The 20,255-nt window shown below is 40.8% G+C and carries 24 protein-coding genes; 11 read left to right on the forward strand and 13 right to left on the reverse strand.

Annotation, left to right across the window (positions count from 1 at the left end; all coding sequences use genetic code 11):
- Positions 1 to 16: 16 nt before the first annotated feature.
- The 4 genes from pth to HMPREF0556_RS05760 all read right to left on the reverse strand — a co-directional run bounded on the left by pth (position 17) and on the right by HMPREF0556_RS05760 (position 2,905).
- Positions 17 to 571: an aminoacyl-tRNA hydrolase gene (pth, locus tag HMPREF0556_RS05745; RefSeq protein WP_003756395.1), complete on the reverse strand. Its 555-nt coding sequence runs from the start codon at positions 569 to 571 to the stop codon at positions 17 to 19.
- Positions 572 to 755: 184 nt separating this feature from the next.
- Complete coding sequence (locus HMPREF0556_RS05750) at positions 756 to 1,529, reverse strand: SDR family NAD(P)-dependent oxidoreductase (RefSeq protein ID WP_040486509.1); 774 nt, start codon at positions 1,527 to 1,529, stop codon at positions 756 to 758.
- Between the two features lie 141 nt (positions 1,530 to 1,670).
- Positions 1,671 to 2,294, reverse strand: a complete 624-nt coding sequence (locus HMPREF0556_RS05755; protein ID WP_040486510.1) for a 50S ribosomal protein L25/general stress protein Ctc — start codon at positions 2,292 to 2,294, stop codon at positions 1,671 to 1,673.
- Between the two features lie 59 nt (positions 2,295 to 2,353).
- Entirely contained in the window at positions 2,354 to 2,905 is a 552-nt protein-coding gene (locus tag HMPREF0556_RS05760) for a GNAT family N-acetyltransferase (protein WP_003756402.1), read from the reverse strand.
- 265 nt (positions 2,906 to 3,170) lie between these two features.
- Between HMPREF0556_RS05760 and HMPREF0556_RS05765 the strand changes: the two genes are divergently transcribed.
- The gene (locus HMPREF0556_RS05765) at positions 3,171 to 4,109 is read left to right on the forward strand and encodes an L-lactate dehydrogenase (RefSeq protein ID WP_003756404.1); all 939 of its coding nucleotides are present in this window, start codon (positions 3,171 to 3,173) and stop codon (positions 4,107 to 4,109) included.
- A 136-nt stretch (positions 4,110 to 4,245) separates the two neighbouring features.
- Positions 4,246 to 4,617, forward strand: a complete 372-nt coding sequence (locus tag HMPREF0556_RS05770; RefSeq protein WP_003756405.1) for a MerR family transcriptional regulator — start codon at positions 4,246 to 4,248, stop codon at positions 4,615 to 4,617.
- 27 nt (positions 4,618 to 4,644) lie between these two features.
- On the opposite strand, the gene HMPREF0556_RS05775 is transcribed toward HMPREF0556_RS05770, so the two are convergent.
- Positions 4,645 to 5,406 (reverse strand): SDR family oxidoreductase, encoded by a 762-nt coding sequence (locus HMPREF0556_RS05775; RefSeq protein WP_003756407.1) that lies wholly within the window; start codon positions 5,404 to 5,406, stop codon positions 4,645 to 4,647.
- 129 nt (positions 5,407 to 5,535) lie between these two features.
- On the reverse strand, positions 5,536 to 6,255 hold the full coding sequence (locus HMPREF0556_RS05780) for an SDR family NAD(P)-dependent oxidoreductase (protein ID WP_040486627.1): 720 nt from the start codon (positions 6,253 to 6,255) through the stop codon (positions 5,536 to 5,538).
- A gap of 87 nt (positions 6,256 to 6,342) precedes the next feature.
- Here HMPREF0556_RS05780 and HMPREF0556_RS05785 point away from each other — a divergent pair, with 87 nt between their 5' ends.
- The 3 genes from HMPREF0556_RS05785 (at position 6,343) to HMPREF0556_RS05795 (ending at position 9,554) form a co-directional block, all read left to right on the forward strand.
- A complete protein-coding gene (locus HMPREF0556_RS05785) occupies positions 6,343 to 6,720 on the forward strand; it encodes a MerR family transcriptional regulator (protein ID WP_003756410.1) in 378 nt (125 codons plus the stop codon).
- Between the two features lie 300 nt (positions 6,721 to 7,020).
- Positions 7,021 to 9,171: a LapB repeat-containing protein gene (locus tag HMPREF0556_RS05790; RefSeq protein ID WP_003756413.1), complete on the forward strand. Its 2,151-nt coding sequence runs from the start codon at positions 7,021 to 7,023 to the stop codon at positions 9,169 to 9,171.
- 62 nt (positions 9,172 to 9,233) lie between these two features.
- Positions 9,234 to 9,554: a putative heavy metal-binding protein gene (locus HMPREF0556_RS05795; protein ID WP_003756415.1), complete on the forward strand. Its 321-nt coding sequence runs from the start codon at positions 9,234 to 9,236 to the stop codon at positions 9,552 to 9,554.
- A gap of 52 nt (positions 9,555 to 9,606) precedes the next feature.
- Here HMPREF0556_RS05795 and HMPREF0556_RS05800 read toward each other — a convergent pair whose 3' ends face one another.
- Together HMPREF0556_RS05800 and glmU are read right to left on the reverse strand one after the other, a co-directional pair.
- Entirely contained in the window at positions 9,607 to 10,563 is a 957-nt protein-coding gene (locus tag HMPREF0556_RS05800) for a ribose-phosphate diphosphokinase (RefSeq protein ID WP_003756417.1), read from the reverse strand.
- Positions 10,564 to 10,615: 52 nt separating this feature from the next.
- Positions 10,616 to 11,989: a bifunctional UDP-N-acetylglucosamine diphosphorylase/glucosamine-1-phosphate N-acetyltransferase GlmU gene (gene glmU, locus HMPREF0556_RS05805; protein WP_003756419.1), complete on the reverse strand. Its 1,374-nt coding sequence runs from the start codon at positions 11,987 to 11,989 to the stop codon at positions 10,616 to 10,618.
- Positions 11,990 to 12,396: 407 nt separating this feature from the next.
- Between glmU and HMPREF0556_RS05810 the strand changes: the two genes are divergently transcribed.
- The 5 genes from HMPREF0556_RS05810 (at position 12,397) to HMPREF0556_RS05830 (ending at position 15,567) form a co-directional block, all read left to right on the forward strand.
- Entirely contained in the window at positions 12,397 to 12,915 is a 519-nt protein-coding gene (locus HMPREF0556_RS05810; RefSeq protein WP_003756421.1) for a GTP 3',8-cyclase MoaA family protein, read from the forward strand.
- A gap of 19 nt (positions 12,916 to 12,934) precedes the next feature.
- Complete coding sequence (locus HMPREF0556_RS05815) at positions 12,935 to 13,303, forward strand: DUF488 domain-containing protein (protein ID WP_197531919.1); 369 nt, start codon at positions 12,935 to 12,937, stop codon at positions 13,301 to 13,303.
- Positions 13,304 to 13,447: 144 nt separating this feature from the next.
- A complete protein-coding gene (locus HMPREF0556_RS05820; protein WP_050776993.1) occupies positions 13,448 to 13,906 on the forward strand; it encodes a GAF domain-containing protein in 459 nt (152 codons plus the stop codon).
- Positions 13,890 to 14,903 (forward strand): sensor histidine kinase, encoded by a 1,014-nt coding sequence (locus HMPREF0556_RS05825; RefSeq protein ID WP_003756425.1) that lies wholly within the window; start codon positions 13,890 to 13,892, stop codon positions 14,901 to 14,903. Before HMPREF0556_RS05820 ends, HMPREF0556_RS05825 begins: the two co-directional genes overlap by 17 nt.
- 19 nt (positions 14,904 to 14,922) lie before the next feature.
- Complete coding sequence (locus tag HMPREF0556_RS05830) at positions 14,923 to 15,567, forward strand: response regulator (RefSeq protein WP_003756426.1); 645 nt, start codon at positions 14,923 to 14,925, stop codon at positions 15,565 to 15,567.
- A gap of 47 nt (positions 15,568 to 15,614) precedes the next feature.
- Here the strand turns inward: HMPREF0556_RS05830 and spoVG (HMPREF0556_RS05835) are convergent, their stop codons facing one another.
- The 5 genes from spoVG (HMPREF0556_RS05835) to HMPREF0556_RS05855 all read right to left on the reverse strand — a co-directional run bounded on the left by spoVG (HMPREF0556_RS05835) (position 15,615) and on the right by HMPREF0556_RS05855 (position 19,504).
- Positions 15,615 to 15,929, reverse strand: coding sequence for a septation regulator SpoVG (gene spoVG, locus HMPREF0556_RS05835; protein WP_003756428.1), 315 nt, complete (start codon positions 15,927 to 15,929; stop codon positions 15,615 to 15,617).
- A gap of 64 nt (positions 15,930 to 15,993) precedes the next feature.
- Complete coding sequence (spoVG, locus tag HMPREF0556_RS05840) at positions 15,994 to 16,299, reverse strand: septation regulator SpoVG (RefSeq protein ID WP_003756429.1); 306 nt, start codon at positions 16,297 to 16,299, stop codon at positions 15,994 to 15,996.
- Positions 16,300 to 16,887: 588 nt separating this feature from the next.
- The gene (locus HMPREF0556_RS05845; RefSeq protein WP_003756434.1) at positions 16,888 to 18,099 is read right to left on the reverse strand and encodes an ABC transporter permease; all 1,212 of its coding nucleotides are present in this window, start codon (positions 18,097 to 18,099) and stop codon (positions 16,888 to 16,890) included.
- Entirely contained in the window at positions 18,096 to 18,785 is a 690-nt protein-coding gene (locus HMPREF0556_RS05850) for an ABC transporter ATP-binding protein (RefSeq protein ID WP_003756436.1), read from the reverse strand. The genes HMPREF0556_RS05845 and HMPREF0556_RS05850 overlap by 4 nt, the downstream gene beginning before the upstream one ends.
- A 41-nt stretch (positions 18,786 to 18,826) precedes the next feature.
- On the reverse strand, positions 18,827 to 19,504 hold the full coding sequence (locus HMPREF0556_RS05855) for an efflux RND transporter periplasmic adaptor subunit (RefSeq protein ID WP_003756438.1): 678 nt from the start codon (positions 19,502 to 19,504) through the stop codon (positions 18,827 to 18,829).
- A 155-nt stretch (positions 19,505 to 19,659) separates the two neighbouring features.
- Between HMPREF0556_RS05855 and HMPREF0556_RS05860 the strand changes: the two genes are divergently transcribed.
- Positions 19,660 to 20,235, forward strand: coding sequence for a DUF998 domain-containing protein (locus tag HMPREF0556_RS05860; protein ID WP_003756440.1), 576 nt, complete (start codon positions 19,660 to 19,662; stop codon positions 20,233 to 20,235).
- Positions 20,236 to 20,255: the final 20 nt, after the last annotated feature.

Below are 20,255 nucleotides of genomic sequence, written 5' to 3' on the forward strand. Positions count from 1 at the left end.
AAACAGCGCTCCCCTTTTAATTAAATTTATTCATTACTTCCACAAATGAGTGTTCCGCGAACGCTTCTACGGCATCTGCACTTGTTTGTATTGCTTCTATAATAGTCGGCTGTTCTGCTTTGGAAAATTCACCCAGAACATGATGAATGACTTCCCCATTACGTGGACGGTCGACACCAACTCGAATCCGATTGAATTCCTGCGTTTTCAAATGCTGAATAATCGATTTCATCCCATTATGTCCACCAGCGCTCCCCTTCGTGCGCAACCTTATCTTTCCGACTGGCAGGTCAAGATCATCATAAATAACGATAAGATCTTCAACTGCAATATCATAATAATCCATTAGCGGACCTACGCATAGACCGGACTCATTCATAAAAGTCAGCGGTTTTACGAGCAACACTTTTTCACTTCCGATCATGCCAGTAGCTACCATACCATTTTGTTTTACTTTTTTCCACGGCAACTGATAACGGTAGCTTAGCTCATCTACTACCATAAAGCCAACATTGTGCCGTGTCCGTTCATATTTCATGCCGGGATTGCCCAGCCCAACGATCATTTTCATTAATTAAGTCTCCTCAATGAACTAAACCACTTCAAGATTGAAATGGTTTCTTTAAATACATAGTTTTTTTGATTATACCATGCTTTCAGCCTAGAGGAAAGTTCACTGCATTTCGATCACTGCAGATATAATTCGAAAAATAAAGATCCCAGGAAGCGCACTCTTGGGATCTTTATTTTTAATTTTATTGTGTAGCCCCCATACCGCCATCTACCCGATATTGCGCACCAGTGATAAATTTGCTATCGTCCGAGGCTAGGAATAAGACAAGTTTCGCGACATCGCTGGCTTCTGCATATCTTCCGACTGGAATATCTTTTGTAAATTCTTCTTTTGCTTTTTCCGCATCGTCTGGATTGAGATTCTTTTCGATCGATCGCATCATCCGGGTATTGACTGGTGATGGATGGACGGAGTTGACCCGAACACCTTTGTCCGCTACTTCTAGTGCGGCGGCTTTTGTCAGACCACTGACGCCGTGTTTTGAAGCCACATATGGCGCTAAAAAGGAACTGCCATCAAGTCCGGCCACAGAAGCTGTGTTGATAACGCTTCCATTTCCTTGTTTCGTTAAAATAGGTAGCACATATTTAAGACCTAAGAACTGACCGGTAAGATTGACCTTGATCACTCGTTCAAAGTCTTCCAACGTTTGATCCACAAGAGCCTTTATTTCCCCCTCAATTCCTGCATTATTGAAGAAAACATCTAGCTGCCCAAATTTATCAATGGTAGCTGACACATAACGTTTCGTGTCTTCTTCTTTGGTTACATCTGCTTCTACCGTAAATACTCGATCACTGGCATTTAACTCTTCTGCTGCTTTTTGCAAAGCATCTCCAGAGATATCCACCAAAACGACTTTCGCCCCTTCCTCTAAAAAAAGCTCTGCCGTTTTTTTGCCGATTCCTCCAGAACCTCCAGTAATGATTGCGACTTTATCTGTTAATTTTCCCACTACAACCACTCCTCTTTGTAAATTATTACATACCTTTCTATACCCTAATTGGTAAAAACAAACAAAATAATTCCATACAAAAAAGCTGCTTGAAACGAAAATTTATCTCCTTCGTCCCAAGCAGCTCTCGAACATACTTTTTTATTCTACTGGTTCTTCATTTGTACCATGTGCTGCTTCCGGTTCCGCAACTTCTTCAGTTGTCGATTCTTCTTCAACACGTGGTGCAGTTACTGTAGCAATAACTTCTTCACCATCTGTTATGATTTCAAAAGCTTTGCTTGTGGAAATTTTGGAAACTTCAACAGAATCGCCGATACCTAATTCGCTGATATCTACTTCTACGCTTTCAGGAAGTTTGTCCGGAGTAGCCGAAACAGTTACTTCATGTAAGACTTGTTGCAAGACGCCGCCTTCTTTGACACCTGTAGATTCACCAACAAGGTCGATACGAACTTCCGCTTCTACTTCTGCCTTCATGTCTACTGCTAAAAGATCGACATGGACTAATTTGTTTTTCAAAGGATCTATTTGGTAATCATGTAATAATACGTTTACTTTCTTGCCATCTAAATTGACTGTAAAAACAGCGTTACGGCCGTTCTCACGCACCAATTTAAGTAGGTCTAATTCATCAACAGATACAGGAACGTTTTCGGATTGATAGCCATATACAATTGCTGGGATCCGACCACTTTCGCGCACCTCTGTGATATTAGAATGCGGTTTTGTTTCTCTTTTTTTAATGTCTAATACGATTGCCATTTTTATCACTCCACTCATTCATTTGTGTACATCACTTACTTTACCCCGTTATTTTTATTTCAAACGCCCTTATCTGCTAATTTTGCATCAATGATCTCCCAGCCAGCCTGTTTTGCAGCTGAATAATCCCCGCTTTTCCAATTAACAGGTTCCCTGCCGAGATAAGCTTCAAAGCCAAACTTGCGATACATGGCAATCGCAGGATAACTCCACGTTTGTGTAGTAAGATAAATTTTTTCCGTTATTGCTTGTTTCAATATTTTCGACAGTAACGCTTTTCCGATCCCCCGCCCATTATGAGCAGGATGCACAGCTACCCAATGGACTCTATCTAATTCTGTTCCAAAGAGATCGCCCCGCCAAAGGCTGGCAGTGCCGATAATTTCATTTGTCAGACAGTCACGCACGAACCAGCAATTACATTCCGCTAGTTTAATAGAAGGAAGATACTCATTTTCAAAGCGTTGTTCTGCCGCAGCAAGGCTTTCCATCTGTCCTGTTTTCCATTGTAGAAATGCCCATACTTTTTCCATCCCTTTTTGATAGGAAACAAATTCATAATTCGCTGGAAGTGAAAAATCTGGATAAGCTGTGTCGATTTCTTTTGTCATTATGACAGGATAATAAGGAATCGTCTTATCTAATATTTTAAAAATCTCCTTTCAGAATCATTTTAATTGATTTTATCACAATTTACGTTTATAAATGAGAAAATAGGTAATTGTCTAAAAGAGAAAAGATTAGGAACAACTGTACTATAGCGCTTACATAAAAAAACTATAACAATTATGAAAAAACACGTAGTTCAAGTCTTCACAAATTGGAATAACGTGGTATACTGTATTAGTGAAGAGTTAAACAAAGGAGGAAATTAAAATGAAAGATCATCAAAAAATTATCCTAGTAGGCGACGGAGCGGTAGGTTCCAGCTACGCATTCGCATGTGTTAACTTAAATATCGGCCAAGAATTCGGCATAATCGACATAGATAAAGACAGAACTATTGGGGACGCAATCGATCTTAGTCACGCAGTTCCTTTCTCCCGTCCTAAAAAGATCTATTCTGCTAACTACAGCGACTGCAGCGATGCAGATATCGTCGTTGTTACTGCAGGTACTGCTCAAAAACCAGGCGAAACACGATTAGATTTAGTAAACCGCAATATCCGTATCATGAAAGGTATTGTAGATGAAGTAATGGCAAGCGGGTTTGACGGCATCTTCTTGATCGCTTCCAATCCTGTAGACATTTTGACTTACGCAACTTGGAAATTCTCCGGTCTTCCAAAAGAACGCGTTATCGGATCAGGTACAAGCTTAGATACAGCTCGCTTCCGTATGTCGATTGCTGATTATTTGAAAGTAGATGCGCGTAACGTCCATGGCTACATTTTAGGCGAACACGGCGACACTGAATTCCCAGCATGGAGCCATACAACAGTTGGTGGTCTGCCAATTTCCGAATGGATCAACGAAAATGAAAAAGGAGCAATGGACACCATCTTTGTCAGCGTTCGTGATGCCGCTTATGAGATCATCAATAAAAAAGGGGCGACCTTCTATGGGATTGCCGCTGCACTTGCTAGAATCACTCAAGCGATCCTAAATAACGAAAATGCGATCTTGCCACTTTCCGTATATTTAGACGGACATTATGGCTTGAAAGATATTTACATTGGCGCTCCAGCAGTCGTTAATAGAAAAGGCGTGCGTCATATCGTTGAGATGAAGCTCTCGGATACAGAGCAAGAGCAAATGAATGCTTCTGCAGCGACGTTGCAAAAAGTATTGGATGATGCTTTGAAGAGCCTGTAAGAACAATTATCTAAATATAAAACACCTTGCGACTTCGGCAAGGTGTTTTTTTATGAAATAGTTATATCTTCGTTTATCATTTGAGAAAACTAATGCTTCGTGTTACGCTAACTAAAAAACAAAGGCTGTGAAACTAATGTATACAATTGCCGAAACCGCTGAAAAATTTGGGATATCTAAAAATGCCTTGCGTTATTATGAAAAAGAAGGACTGTTAAATCCTGTGACGCGCAATCAAAACGGGATTCGTTTTTATTACAAGAAAGACCTTCTCGAAATCAATAAAATTGTTCATTTACGCAGATTAGGAGCCTCTCTCAAAGAAATCAAAGAATTTAATTTTGATGAGGAAACTGCGACAAGTGAAATTATCCAACACAGAATCTCTTTTTTAGAACATTTGGATCTAAAACTCCAGCAAAATATCTTGTCCATCAAAGAACAGGAAGCCTATCTCCAAAAGAAGATCAAACATCTTAAAAGCATTGAAAAAGACCTATCTAAATAAAAAAGAAAGAGAAATAACTCTCTTTCTTTACCAAGGGACGATTCCGTCTGTGTCACTAAACGTTATATTAGTGGTATTATCTTCATCTGTCGCAAGCTCTACCAAACGTTTGACACCTTCTTCCACAGATTTAGCCCCCATTTTCTTAGCAGCTTCCGGATCTCCACCGCCAAATTCAGTTGCTACCATCCCTGGGCTTACCGCATTTACAGTAATCTTACTATCCTCTAGTCCTTCTAATTCTCTTGCCAGTCTAATTGTAAACATGTTTAAAGCAGCCTTAGAAGCCTGATACCCTACCGCACTCGCATTGTATACTCTTGAACCAGGATCCGTCGCCGCCCCAAGGGAACCCATAATACTCGACATATTGATAATTTTAGCCTGCTGGCTTTTCTTCAACAAAGGCAGCATTGCCTGAGTTGTATCGACCACTCCGAAAAAGTTGACATCGAAATCCTTTCTCATGATTTCTGTTTTCATCGTAGTTGGTTGTTCAAAGTTATCCAATGCGATACCAGCATTATTGATCAAGACAGATAAGTATCCATAGTCTTGTGCGATTTTCCTCGTAGCCTTCTCAATAGAAGCTTTATCTGTTACATCTAGCTGTATAAAAGCGGCATTTATTCCTAATTTCTTTAATTTCTCCGTTGCTTCGCTTCCGCTCTCGCTACTTCTTGCCCCAACCAAAATATGGTGACCGAATTCGCCGATCTCTTTCGCTAGTTCAAATCCCATTCCGCGATTCGCGCCGGTAATAAGTGTTACCTTCGTTGATTTATCCATCGTCTATCTCCTCCTATCAAAGTTTACCTTTATAGCATATCAAGTTCGCGTTGGGCGAACGCAACTATAAACCCATAAAAACAAGTAAATTAAAAAAGCGATGAGAAAATCCCATCGCTCTGCGTTTATTTACCAGGCTAATACGCCATTTTTATCAAAAAATACACCATTATGTCTTTCTCCATCTAATGTATATTTTAAAATAATGCCAGCCGCTTCTTCTTTTGTGATTCCGCCTGGAGCATTATTATTTAAATCCGTCGTAGTAAAACCGGGTGTGACCGCAAATACTTGTGCCGGGCTGTCTTTTAGTTCCAGTGCCATTGAGACCGTCATGGCGTTATTGGCTGTTTTGGAAGCATTGTAGTCAAAACTATTGAGTGCCGCTGTCCGTTCTTGATGATCCATCATTAACGATAGTGATGCCATGTCGATTGAGACATTAACGATTGTAGCGCCATTTCCTTTCAATAATGGCAGCAAAAGCTGATTGAGACGAAATGTCCCAAAGAAATTTACTTCAAAAGCATTTCTTAAACCTTCTTCTGTCGTCTTTGAGAAACCTTTGGCAAATTCTCCCGGCATCCCGGCGTTATTGATCAAAAGCGAAATGTCGGGATATTCCTGCGTTATTATTTTGACTGCTGATTCGACACTTTCTTTATCTACTAAGTCGATTTCTAAAAAAGCAACATCTAACCCTTGCGCTTGTAATTCAGTCACTGCTTGCTTGCCTTTTTCTGCATCGCGAGCTCCCAATACCACTTTCCAGCCTTTTCCCGCCAGCTGCCTCACTGTTTCCAGTCCTATACCCTTATTAGCGCCTGTTACCAATGCTGATTTTGTCATCTCCACTACCTTCTTTCCTTTATTTTCGTGATACAATAGCAGTATACCCTCCTACAGCAACTATAGGTCAAGAAAGGACTGTTGATTTTGTTTACAATCGGGACGACCGCTAAAAAAACTGGCATCAGCATTGGCACTCTGCGCTTTTATGAAGAAAAAGGATTGGTAAGCCCTAGCCGAAATGCGTCAAAACAACGTATCTACACAGAAGAACAAATCTCCTTACTTACCTTTATTCGGTATCTGAGGCGATCCGGCATGCCTATCAATACTATCCATTATTATCTACAATTAGCGGCCACCGGCCCGGAAACACTTTCTGAGCGGCAAGCTATTTTACAAAGACAAAAGGCGAATATCCTCTCTGAAATCGACGAAAAACAGCATGAACTAGCGGCAATCAATTTCAAAATAGCTAAAAACGAAAAGAAAAGAGCAGCATTTAGACTCGACAATAATATTTAATTCATTAGCCGACTCCGTTATAAAACAACGGAGTTTTTTATCGCAAGGTGTGCTTTTTCATAATTGACTAATATAACGATTTTCCGTCCATTTATGTCGATTTTGTGTCATTTTCATTTTGTGAAAAACAATACTGAAATGCTCTAAAAAGGCTATTTAACAAACTTTCTAACCATCACAAATATAAATATTCTGTTTTTTAAGAATATTCGTTTTTCAATTTTAACCTCCAACTCCATTGTTGAATAACACTCATTTTGTTACGATTTTTGCAAGATAAATCACTTAGGAGGTTTTTATTTGAAACGACTATTTTCAATTATAACGATTTGTATCGTATTGATGAGTTTGACAACAACACCAGTCTTTGCACAAACTACTGGTTCTACTGATAGCAACACCTTTGAGATCCCTAGCACAGCATTGAAAGGCTATTTAAATGGATTACTGAACCAGCCTGCCGACTCCCCGATCACCGAAGAACAACTTAGCAAGATCACCTCTATTACTTTAAAAGGTGCCGAGTTTACGGACTTGACCGGCTTAGAAAAAGCTACCAACTTAATTTCTTTCCGCAATGACGACACCAAAATCACGGATTTTTCGCCAGTCTTAAAAAACAAAACATTGGAATATTTAAGCATGAACAGTGAAACACTCACGAATGACAACTTCCCCGATATAAACGACCAAGATAAGATCATTAATTTGACGCTCACAAGTTCGAACTTCACAAATGATATTTTCAAAAAGATTCATTTAATGCCTAATTTGGATTATCTCAATATCCAAAGCAATAGTAAAATAACGGATATCACTTTATTAGCTGACTTGCCGAAACTGAAAACATTGTTCGTCCAATTTGATGGGATCGTCGACTTTACGCCGATCAATAATTTTAAAAACCTTAAATCGTTAGCCGCATTTGGTCAAAATATCGGCGACGGACATGCGCCAAAGAAAATCACGACAACACAATTGAAGTATGATGATAGCGCGGAAACGCTATTTATTCCTTTCTCCATTATGCCAAACCGTTTAACTAGCTTTGACGGGTATCAGCCGCCATTCACAAAATCTAATTCCAGCAGCAACACGTATCTTTCCTTTAATGGCACAAAAGTGGATAATTCGCGTCTTAGCATCGATGATAATGGTGTCACTGTGAATAAGGTTTCTAAAGGTGATTTCGACTCATTAGAAACATTCTACTACAATGCCCGCTTTGATAACCCAACAGGTAGCTATCCGATCCCAGATTTCATGAATAGCTATACGATTTCTTCTGGAACTTACGAACAGACCTTTGAAGTCGCTCATAAATTAACGATCACTTCGAAAGATGCGATCACATTTAATCAAGGTAGCGATCTATCAGAAGCGGATTTCCTACAAGCGATTGATGCAAAAACAGATGACGGTACAGAAGTGACAAGCGATTTTACAGATGTCGTAGATTTAAACACACCAGGCACATATACTGTGACATTGAATGCCCAAAATGAAGGTGGACTAAAAGCAGAACCTACTACGGTCACAGTCACCGTTATAGCGAAACCTGTTATCGAAGCAGATAAGGAAATCACCTATAATGTAGGAGAACCTGTTGATGCTGAGCAGTTCTTAAAAGATATCCACGCTACAGTGACACCGGAAAACTTGGAAATCATGAATGACTTTACCAAGCAAGTCGATTTTGATAAACCGGGCACGTATATCGTGACACTTGATGCTCAAAACGACAGGGGAATGAAGGCTGATCCCGTGGAAATAACTGTTAAGATCTCGCCAAGACCAATCATTCAAGCGGATAAAGAAATCACTTACACGGTCGGTGATGCGATCGATGCTGAGCAGTTCTTAAAAGATATCCATGCCACAGTGACGCCGGAAAACTTGGAAATCACGAACGACTTTACTAAGCAAGTCGATTTCAGCAAGACTGGTACTTATACCGTGACGCTTGGCGCTGTGAATGATCGCTCTCAAGCAGCTGAGCCTGTTGTTGTAAAGGTGAACGTAGTCGCGAAAGAGGATACGAATGAAAATGGTCAAAATCCAGAGGACTCCGATAAGCCGAAGAATGATACCGATAAGCCAGCAACTGATAAGGAAGCATCGAAAGAAGAAGCATCTCATGGTTCGGATAATAGCCAAGCAACTAAGGACCATGCGATGGAAACGATCGCCACAGACCCTATCATGCATCAAAGCGGTCTGCTTGCCGCAGAACACGTAATTTCCCAAACAGCGCAACCAGCAGAAAGAAGCAACACCATAATGCAACAAGTACAACAAAGCTACGTAAAAGCTGCCGGCAAGTATTCTCAAACGGATGATGCACACGCATTATTGCCGAAAACTGGCGATACGGCAAAGCCACTACTTGGATTATTTGGAACAGCTTTTGCAGCCTTTGCCTTTGTTCTTTTACGCCGTAAAGGAAAATAGAAACCAGAATTGACTTCCAGCTTTCTACAGATTATTCTAAAACTAAAAGGAGGCTGATCACAATGATCACGACTACATCCCCAACTATCGAAGGCAAACAAATCATTGAATATAAGAAAATCGTATTCGGTGAAGTCATCACTGGAATCAATGTATTAAAAGACATTGGTGCAGGTATCCGCAACTTTTTCGGCGGACGTTCCGGCGGCTATGAAGAAGAACTCATCCAAGCCCGTGAAGCGGCGATCGAAGAAATGGAGAACCGTGCAGAAGCACTTGGCGCCAATGCGATCATCGCTGTTGATGTCGATTATGAAGTACTGGGTGCAGATAATGGCATGCTGATGGTATCTGTTTCCGGAACCGCTGTGGTTGTGGAATAAATAAAAAGAAGCTGGTTTTTCCTAAATTGGAAAAACCAGCTTCCTTAGTTTATTATTCAAACAACGAGCTCACAGAAGCATTCTCATGCACGCGCACGATCGCTTCGCCAAGCAATGGTGCAACAGACAGTTGTTCCATTTTGTCGATCCATTTTTCTTCTGGTAAAGCAATGGAATTTGTAACCACTAATTTTTCGATCGGTGATTGGTCGATTCGCTCCATTGCTGGTCCAGATAAAACTGGGTGCGTACAACATGCGTAAACTTGTGTAGCGCCGGCATTTTTAAGTGCGTTGGCTGCTAATGTGATCGTTCCTGCTGTATCAATGATGTCGTCGATCAGGATACAAACTTTTCCTTCTACATTCCCGACGATATTCATTACTTCTGCGACATTCGGACGCGGTCTGCGTTTGTCAATGATCGCAATCGGTGCTTTCAAACGATCTGCCATTTTGCGAGCGCGGGTAACTCCACCGTGATCAGGAGAAACGATGACTAGATCATTTCCTAGATGACGTTCGCCAAAATATTTGCTAAGCAAACGAACTGCATTCAAATGGTCGATCGGGATATCGAAGAACCCTTGAATTTGCGGTGCATGCATGTCCAAAGTAATCATTCTAGTAGCTCCAGCTGTTTCGATCAAGTTTGCTACTAATTTAGCCGTGATCGGTTCTCTGCTGCGGGCTTTACGATCTTGTCTTGCATAGCCGTAATATGGCATTACAATATTGATCGTAGCTGCCGAAGCACGTTTTAGTGCGTCGATCATGATCAAAAGTTCCATTAAATTTTGATTTACTGGGTAGCTTGTTGATTGAATGACATATACGTGGCAGCCGCGGATACTTTCTTCAATATTGATTTGGATCTCGCCATCACTAAAATGTGTAACACTTGATTTTCCCAGCTCAATTCCTACTTCTTTCGCAATTTCTTCTGCTAGTGCGCGGTTAGAGTTTAGCGAAAAGATTTTTAACTTCGGATCAAAATACTCGTTTGACATAATCAGCCTCCACTATTTTTATTAAAATTAAATTTAAAAACAAACTTAGTCATTAATTATTATAGTTAAGTCGCTTTGCGTAGCCTTCTTTATTCACTTGCTTGCTTCTAGCGATCGCAAGTGCTCCCTCCGGCACGTCTTTTGTTAACGTCGAACCAGCTGCGACAAAGGCATTATCCCCTATTTTAAGCGGTGCGACTAGGTTAGAGTTGCAACCTATGAATACGTTATCTCCAATAATGGTTTTAGCTTTGTTCTTGCCATCGTAGTTGACAGCAATGGAACCGCAGCCGACGTTGACGTTTTTACCGATTTCCGCATCACCCATGTAGATAAAGTGAGGCAGTTTCGTATTTTCGCCAACCACTGCTTTTTTCGTTTCCACGAAATTACCGATCTTCACGTGTGCACCGATCTCTGACTCAGGGCGGAGATGCGCATACGGTCCAATTTGGACTTCGTCGGCAACTTTGCTTTCGATCACGGCAGAGCTGCGGATAAGCACGCCACTACCGATAACTGAATCTTGGATATCTGATCCGCTTGTAATCGTACAATCATCGCCGATCACCGTGTTTCCTTTGATTGTGACACCGGATTCGATTACTGTATCCTGTCCAATTTCCACATCGACATCAATGTATGTATTTTCAGGATTGATCAGTGTCACGCCATTACGCATGTGTTTCTCATTGATGCGTTTCTGCATCAGTTTCGTTGCTTCGGCCAGTGCCACTCGGTCATTGACACCAAGCGATTCGTCGGACGATTCCATCCGGTAAGCAGCCACAACTTCTTCTGCATCTTTCAAGATCTTAATAACGTCAGGAAGATAAAATTCCCCTTGTGCATTGTCGTTAGTTACTTTGGATAAAGCATCAAACAACGCTGCATTATCGAAACAATATGTTCCGGTATTGATCTCTTTTACTGCTTTTTCTTCGGAAGAAGCATCTTTTTGTTCCACGATTTTCCCTACTATTCCTAGATCATCGCGAATAATACGACCGTACCCAGTCGGATCTTCCAAAGAAGTTGTCAATATAGTAGCCTTTGCTCGTTTCTCATGATGATACTTGAGCAGAGCATCGACTGTTTCGCTCCGAATCAAAGGAGTATCGCCGCATACAACTAATGTCGTACCTTCTTTATCAGCAAGGAGGTCTTTTGCTTGCAAAACAGCATGTGCAGTTCCTAATTGTTCTTCTTGTTTGACGAATTCGCTTTTCCCACCCAATTGTTCTTGGACGTTATCTGCTCCATGCCCCACGATCGTGACGATTTTGTCCATGTTCAGCGTTTTTATTTGATCTACAACATGTTCTACCATTGGTTTCCCGCAAACGGGATGTAAAACTTTATAGAGTTTTGACTTCATACGCGTCCCTTGACCCGCAGCAAGCACAACTGCGTACCGTTTTGTCATATTATTGAACCCCCAATATACACTAATGTTCCACTATGAATAATACAGCAAAATTCGTCAATTTTCAAGGCTACGATCGAACTAATCCCATTATAATGGCTTAAATAAAAAAGTTTAATAATTTCAAAAAATCACGCGCCGCTATAAGGATTTTTAGTACATTCCCTTATAGAACTCCCAATTTATGTATGTTATCTTTCTCGAATATGTTATTTGCAGGAGATGGAAAGGAGGTAAATGTGAATCTATAAACAATTTATTTCTCTACGCATACAAATTTCGCATATTTAGGAGGAAAACATGAAATCACAACTTAATACTACTAAAGCGGAAATGTAAAGCAAGTTTTAAAGGGTATAGAAGAAGCAACAGCTGCTGGCTTTGACCAAATAAAAATCAATACCGTTGTGATCCACGGGCAAAACGATAACGAGATCATTGATTTTCTCCGTTACACACTGGATCATCCTGTCAATGTCCGTTTTATCGAATTCATGCCAATCAGTGAAGAAAAAAACCAGATCTGGCAGCGCGATTATGTCGGCGTCGATAAAGTTTTCGATGTTTGCCACGAACAAGGTTGGTCATATAAAGCACTTCCTCATCTAAAAGGAAATGGACCATCGGAAAATTTTCAACTAGAAAATGCTCAAGGTTCATTTGGCTTGATTCATCCGATCAGCTGTAATTTTTGCGAAAGCTGTAATCGGCTGCGTATCACTGCTGACGGTTGTATCAAATCTTGCTTATATTGGGATGACGAAGCCAACATTCGAGATGTGATCTACGAACCGGAACATTTCGCCGCAAAAATCCAAGCAGCATTAGATCTCAAGCCCGAAAATCATGAAATGGCATTAGTCGAACAGGAAAAAGTAGCTGATAAAAAACCGACTTGGCGCCACATGAGTCAAATCGGTGGCTGATGATAAGGAGATGAAGCGCATGGAGCCAATCCTGATTAAACGTATCTATGACCCTGCCAATAACAACGATGGCTATCGCATCCTTGTGGACCGCCTATGGCCTCGGGGGATTTCCAAAGAGAAAGCGTTGCTCGACGAGTGGATGAAGGACATTGCACCTTCTCCTGCACTACGGAAATGGTTTGATCACCAAGAGAAACGCTTCGCAACATTTCGTTCTGATTATCAAATGGAGTTGCTGACTGATCCAGTAAAAAACGAACTACTCCATCAAATCTTAGAAAAAGCAGCAACCAAAAACGTGACCTTGCTTTACGCTGCTAAAGATCCCCATATCAATCATGCTGTTGTGCTCCTAGAAACACTTCTCCAACAGCGGAAAAGTTAGCTTTTGCTTAAAATCCATGCCACTTTGTGTTATAATGAGCAATAGAGACGAGCTTAAATACCATCCAACATCGACGTGAAATAAGCACCTGTTATTTCACTACTTTTTTTGGTCGATATTAACAGAGGAAGAAGGAGTATTATTTTGTGCGTAAATGATATTCAGCTACATTTGGATAATCTACGTGAAGATATCCAAATTGATTTCATAAGTATAGCGACAACAAGAACTGCCTTTGAACAAGTCCGCAATATCCAGTGGTATTTCGTTTCAGGCAATACAAATAATCTTTATAAAAATATTCGGCTCCAGATCGGCAGAGGCTTGGGTGGAATTGTTTGGCGAACCGGCCGCACACATGAAGAGAATGACATCCAAGCGAAAAAAGCCAAATTATTGACCTATCCTATCGCTAGATCAGAAAAGCTAACCTATGTATACGGGATCCCGCTTCAAAAAGAAGATCAAGTTATCGGCGTTTTGCTGGCCGGGAACCGGACCAACCGAACACTTTCGATAGAAGAAAAGCAACGCATCGACAATTATGTGAACCAACTAGAGCAATTAATAGAGGTGTGGATCAAACATGCAAGTGATGAGTAAATTCGCAGAAACGATTCTTCAAGAAAGTCACAATGGTATTTTTATCGTTCAACACAAAAAAATCATTGATGAAAATGATACTGCCAAGCATATTCGCAAACAATGTATCTTCAATTTGGATAATATTTTAGAAGTATTCAAAGGAACACATTGCGTCATGCACCCAGAACGCGATATCTGCAACGGCTGTGACTTTCAGCAGACATTCAATACGGATTCACTGCCTATCCTTTTAGAAAAAAAAGACGGCTCCAAAATCATTTATGCAGGGAAATTTTGCTTGCTGGATGACATAGCTGACTACTGGCTGCTCCAGCTCACCAATACGAGCGAACAAGATAAGACGCGGGAAATCATCCAGAAAAAACAGCTGATCGAATATGTCAATAATGCGCATGAGCAAGAAAAGAAACTACTAGCGCAAGAACTGCATGACGGCGTTGCGCAAAGCGTTTATAGCCTACTTTTAAATGCTCGAAAGATAAAATGGCTTGAATCCAACGAAGAAAAAGATCAGCAGCTGAAAATCATTGATCAAAGTCTCAGCGAACTGCTCGATGAGATCAAACAGCTAGCTCTTGATCTACGGCCACCAGTCTTGGACGACCTGGGGCTGATCCCTGCGATTCGTGTGCTGATCAAGCGCTTGATCGAAACAACCGGTATCTATATTGATTTTACAACCAACTTGCACCAAGAACGCTTTGATGCAGTAACGGAAACGATTATTTATCGCGTTTTGCAAGAATGCCTTTCTAATGCGATCAAGTATGCAGAAGTTGACGAAATATTTATCAATATCCAATTAGGTATCAAACAGCTGGATATCCAGATCATCGATTACGGCATCGGTTTCGACACTGACTTTCCGATCATTCACGGAACCGGCTTAGGACTGATGAACATGCAGGAACGCGTAGCATCTGTGGATGGGACTTTATCGATCCGGTCCGAACTCGGAAAAGGCACTACCATTACTGCAGAAATCCCAGTCTGATAAGTTAGGAGCGAATAAAATGAAACTATTGATTGCTGATGATCATGCGGTAGTGAGAAGTGCTTTAAAATTTATGATCAATGCGCAGAAAGACATGGAAGTGATCGGCGATGCAGCAGATGGTACAGAAGCCTTTTTGTTTATCGAAAGCAACCGGCCTGACATCGTATTAATGGATCTGAGCATGCCACCAGGCGAAAACGGATTGCTCACTACTAAACGAATCACCGAAGCCTTTCCCGAAACAAAGGTCATCTTACTAACGATGCACGATGAAGAAGCTTATATTACCCAGGCTCTGCAAGCTGGTGCACAAGGCTACATCATGAAGAATTCTAGCGAAGAACTCCTATTGGATGCGATTCGTTCTGTAATGGGCGGACAGATCATCATTGATCCTGTCTTTAATTACTCTTCCAAACAAATCGAACAGTTGAAGCGCGCGGATGCTTCTGAGAACATCATCGAACGTTTGTCGAAACGCGAAAAAGAGATCTTGCCACTTATTGCATTAGGCTATGGTAATAAAGAGATCGCTGAACGTTTGTTTATCTCTGCCAAAACGGTAGAAGTGCATAAATCCCATATCATGAAAAAACTGGAAATGAAAAAATTCTCTGATCTGCTGCGCTTCTGTGTCAAAGAACAGCTGATCGATTTATAAGCATACTAAAAAGCTAGGACGAAGTGTCCTAGCTTTAACTTTTTTTATTATTCAGCAGAAACAGAATCACTTTCCGTTTCTTCTTCTGTTACTTCGCTTACTTCTTCTTCACCCACACGATTATATTCTTCTAATACTACATCTTGAATCTTAGCACGAGTGTCGGAATTGATTGGATGCGCAATATCACGGAATTCTCCGTCTACCCCACGTTTACTTGGCATTGCGACGAACAAACCATTGTTGCCATCAATCACACGAATATCATGTACTACAAATTCTTCATCTAACGTAATGGACGCGATAGCTCGCATTCTTCCGTCTGTTTCTACACGACGTAATCTCACATCTGTTACTTGCATTTCCGTCACTCCTTATCCCATTTGATCCCATTAAATAAGCTTTTCTAAGGTTACTTAATAAGTTTTACTCTGCATCAGTAGAGTTTTCATCTAAAACAGCTTCTTCTGCTTCTGGTTCTTCGGCTTCCTCGAATGCTTTCAAGACGGATTCTTGAATCTTAGCACGAGTGTCCGAATTGATTGGATGAGCAATGTCACGAAACTCTCCGTCCGGAGTACGTTTACTTGGCATCGCTACAAACAGACCATTGTTGCCATCGATGACACGAATGTCGTGAACAACAAACTCACCATCAATCGTGATTGAAGAAATAGCTTTCATTCTTCCATCAGTTTCTACGCGACGTAATCTCACATCTGTAATTTCCATTTTCTTCACCACCTTAGATCTAGTTGCGCTGCTAATAAATTGTCTTCACATGCAACTGAAGTAAAAACGTTAGAAAAACTCGCCCAAGATTGTTAACAAAAACTCACAATCTATTTACAAAATTTCCCTATAGAACCATAATAATAAAAAAACCTAAATTTGACAACTTTGTGAACTTTTTTCTTTTTTTCGAGATATCCTTTAATATCACTTGACATTTCATGATAAAAGAGAGAATTAACCAAAACAGCTTTCATTCATGGGGAGTTTTTTTTCATGAAAACACTGTTAAAATCCACTAAATGTTGGATTCCCACTATTTATATCGCTTAAACCTCCATTGTTTCCCTCTATTTTCCGAGACAATTTCTTTCCCTAAAAATTAATTCCTTATTAAAATAGTAAGAATTGTGATCACGCTTTCAAAAACAACCTTTCCCCTTGGGAGAGAACGCTCTCACCAAATTGGTGATTCATTTAAAGGTTGGTTTGTTTTAATTGTGTTAAATATATTAAAAATAGATAACAGTGTTCATTAAAAGAGCATCAGCCGTGGTAGACACGGCTGATGCTCTCTGTTGGTTGTTATTATTCTGTTCGTAAAGCATCGATCGGGCGTAATTTCGAAGCTTTATTGGCAGGTGCGATTCCGAAGATGACCCCGATACATAGGGAGAATAGGAATGCGAAAATCATAACACCTGCTGAGATACCTGATGGAATATCAGCCACGGATCCAAAGATCGATGCGCCTGCTGCTCCAATGATCATACCGATGATTCCACCGCAAACGCTGATAACTACGGATTCGATCAAGAATTGCAGCAAGATCGCTCGTTTTTTGGCACCTAGTGCTTTTCGGATCCCGATCTCTCTCGTCCGCTCACTGACAGATACCAGCATAATATTCATGATGCCGATCCCTCCGACGATCAATGAGATCGCTGCGATCGCACCTAGTGCAGTTGTTAGCGTACCGCTGATCGTGTTAAAGGCCGTTAAGATCTCCTGCTGATTGATAACTTGATATTTTGGTCCATTTTGTGCCGAATTATCTGTATCATTTTTCTTGCTGTCTTCATCACCGAACTTGATTGCTAACCGTGATTTCAAGGTATTGACCACGAAATCAACGTCATCTGCATCTTTGGTTTCTACATACAGCGTACGCACATTTGTGTCTTTCAGCATACGTTGCGCTGCAGAAAATGGAATGTAGATTTGGTCGTCGCTTGATCCCATCAGCGAATCGCCTTTTTCTTTCAACATGCCGACTACTTTATACGGCATACCGTTCAAGCGGATCGTTTCCCCGATCGGATCAGAAAAACCGAATAGGTCGCTTGCCACATTTGGACCGATGACCGCTACTTTTTGGCCGTATTCGATATCGATCGGCAGTAAGAACCGGCCTTTATCTAATTTCAAACTACGGGCATTTTTGTACTGTTCATTCGTACCGATCACTTTGTCGTTGACCGACTTATAATCGTAGGTTGCGTGCACTTGTCCGGATAATTCCGGCGAAACACTTTTGACGCCGTCAATGCCTTTGTATTTCATCGCTTCGGCATATGTGAACTTATCGTTCGGGTTGGTGGAGTTGTTCATGACGGTCACAAGGTTAGAACCTAGATCGCCCATCTGCTCATTGACCTTTTGTGTAACACCGTTTCCTAAAGAAACAAGCAGAATAACAGAAGCAACACCAATGATGATTCCAAGCATCGTCAAGAAAGAACGAAGCTTGCTTGTTCGCAGCTGTTTAAACGCCATTTTTGTACTTTGGAGAATATTCATTGCCCATCCTCCTCATGGAAAAGTTTGCCGTCTTGGATACGGATCCTTCTGGTACCATAAGAAGCAATATCAGCATCATGGGTAATCATGACGATCGTGTTTCCTGCTTGGTTCAATTCTTGCAGGATACCCATTACTTCTTTACCTGTTTTAGAATCCAGCGCTCCGGTCGGTTCATCTGCTAATAAAATGGAAGGATTAGCTGCTAATGCGCGGGCGATCGCCACACGTTGCTGCTGTCCACCTGATAGTTGAGTAGGCAGGTTTTTATTTTTATCGATCAAGCCGACTTTGCGCAGACATTCTTTCGCTGTTTCCACACGTTTTGCCGGACTGATCCCTGCATAAATCAAGGGCAGTTCCACATTTTCCAAAGCAGATAATTTCGTAAGCAGATTGAACTGCTGAAAAATAAAGCCGATTTTTTTATTGCGGATCTCTGATAATTTATTGTCGTTCAAATGATAAACATCCACGCTATCTAAGTGATAGGTTCCGCTATCGGGAACATCCAGACAGCCGATCATATTCATCAGTGTGGATTTCCCGGAGCCTGAAGGACCAACGATCGCAAGAAATTCGCCTTCTTCAACGGCTAAAGTCACATCATCTAGCGCCTTGAAAGTTTCTCCTCCGAGCGTGTATGTTTTTGTTAAGTTTTTCATGTCAATCAATGGGTTAGGCATTATATCCCTCCTATTTCTAATAACTTTCGGTTTTTATCTTATTAAAAATCGGAGTTATTTCCTGTATCGACTGTTGGCAAGATGACCGTGTCACCCTTTTCGAGCCCTTTAGTGATCTCAATGTTATCTTCGTTATGAAGACCGGTCTCAACGAATTTTTTAACTTGTTTTGTTTTACCGTCTTTGTTTTTCTTCGGAACGTAAACATAGTATTTGTCATCGTCATTTTTTTGGACAGCTTCGATCGGTACGTAGATCGCGTGTTTGTTTTCATGCACAAGGATCGACGCATCTGCGGTCATGCCGGCTTTCAATTTATCTTTTTTGTCGAGTGAGATCGTTACTTTGAAGGAAGAAACACCATTTTGGACTTGACCTTGTTTTGCAATTTCTTTTACTTTTCCTGTGTATGTTTTGTTAGGAATAGCAGCAACAGAAATTTTCACTTTTTGATCTTTTTTGATATCGGGAATATCCAATTCATCCATTTGCGCCACTAGCTGTAATTTATCATAATCCGGCAGCTGTTGATTTTCAGGACTGATAGCACCGGTTCCCGTCGCATTGATCTTCATGTCGCCTTGTTTTACTTTTGTTGTTACTAGCTTGCTGGTACCTGAGGCATCATCTTTTTTGTTCATTGCAAAAAACAGTCCGATTCCACCAACTACTACCACGATAATAATGATAGTGATTAACCATTTGATCCATTTTTTCATTTTGCTTCCTCCTACTTATCTAGCATGATTGTTCGATTTTTATACTTTCTTATTTTATCATATAAGTTGAAAATACTACGTAAGGCGTTAGACTGAATTTCGGGGCCTGACCCGTTAAAATATGATATGATAAGGTAAAAAAGGGGCCTTTTGTTATGACTTATTTCGGTCTGGTCGCGGTTGCTTGTTATTTTATTCACATTTTTGTTGGTAATGCTTACTTTCCTCATTATGATCCTAAACGGCAAGCCGTCAGTGAATTGACTGCTCGCTACTCTCCTTCCCGTAAAAAGGCTGTTCTCTTTGCTGATCTATACGGATTATTCAGCACGCTCTTCAGTATCTTTTTCCTTATAGCGGTCTTTGATCAGTCATTCGGCATCGCACTTCGGCTTGCAGCGATCTTTCTCAGCGGGATGTGCTTCATTTCTTTTATTGGCTATCGGCTCTTTCCCCTTACAAAGTCGCATAATCGGATGCACTTGGTCGTGACTGCTTTTGTCGTAGCACTGACGATCTTAGCATTGATTTTCTTTATGATTGGTTTCATACATATACACGTGGCGTTATTTAGTGTCACGCTTTTTGTTATGCTCTTGCTGCTCATTGGGGCGATGTTGACAAATCTCCTCCCAACACAGTACTTCGGAATTGCGGAGCGGATCAACGCTTACAGCACCGTTCTTTATATTGCTATACTTGCAGTTTGGAGCCATTGGCTGTTTATATGAGCAGAAAGGTTGTCAAATTT

This window comes from Listeria grayi DSM 20601 (assembly GCF_000148995.1).
Taxonomy (GTDB): domain Bacteria; phylum Bacillota; class Bacilli; order Lactobacillales; family Listeriaceae; genus Listeria; species Listeria grayi.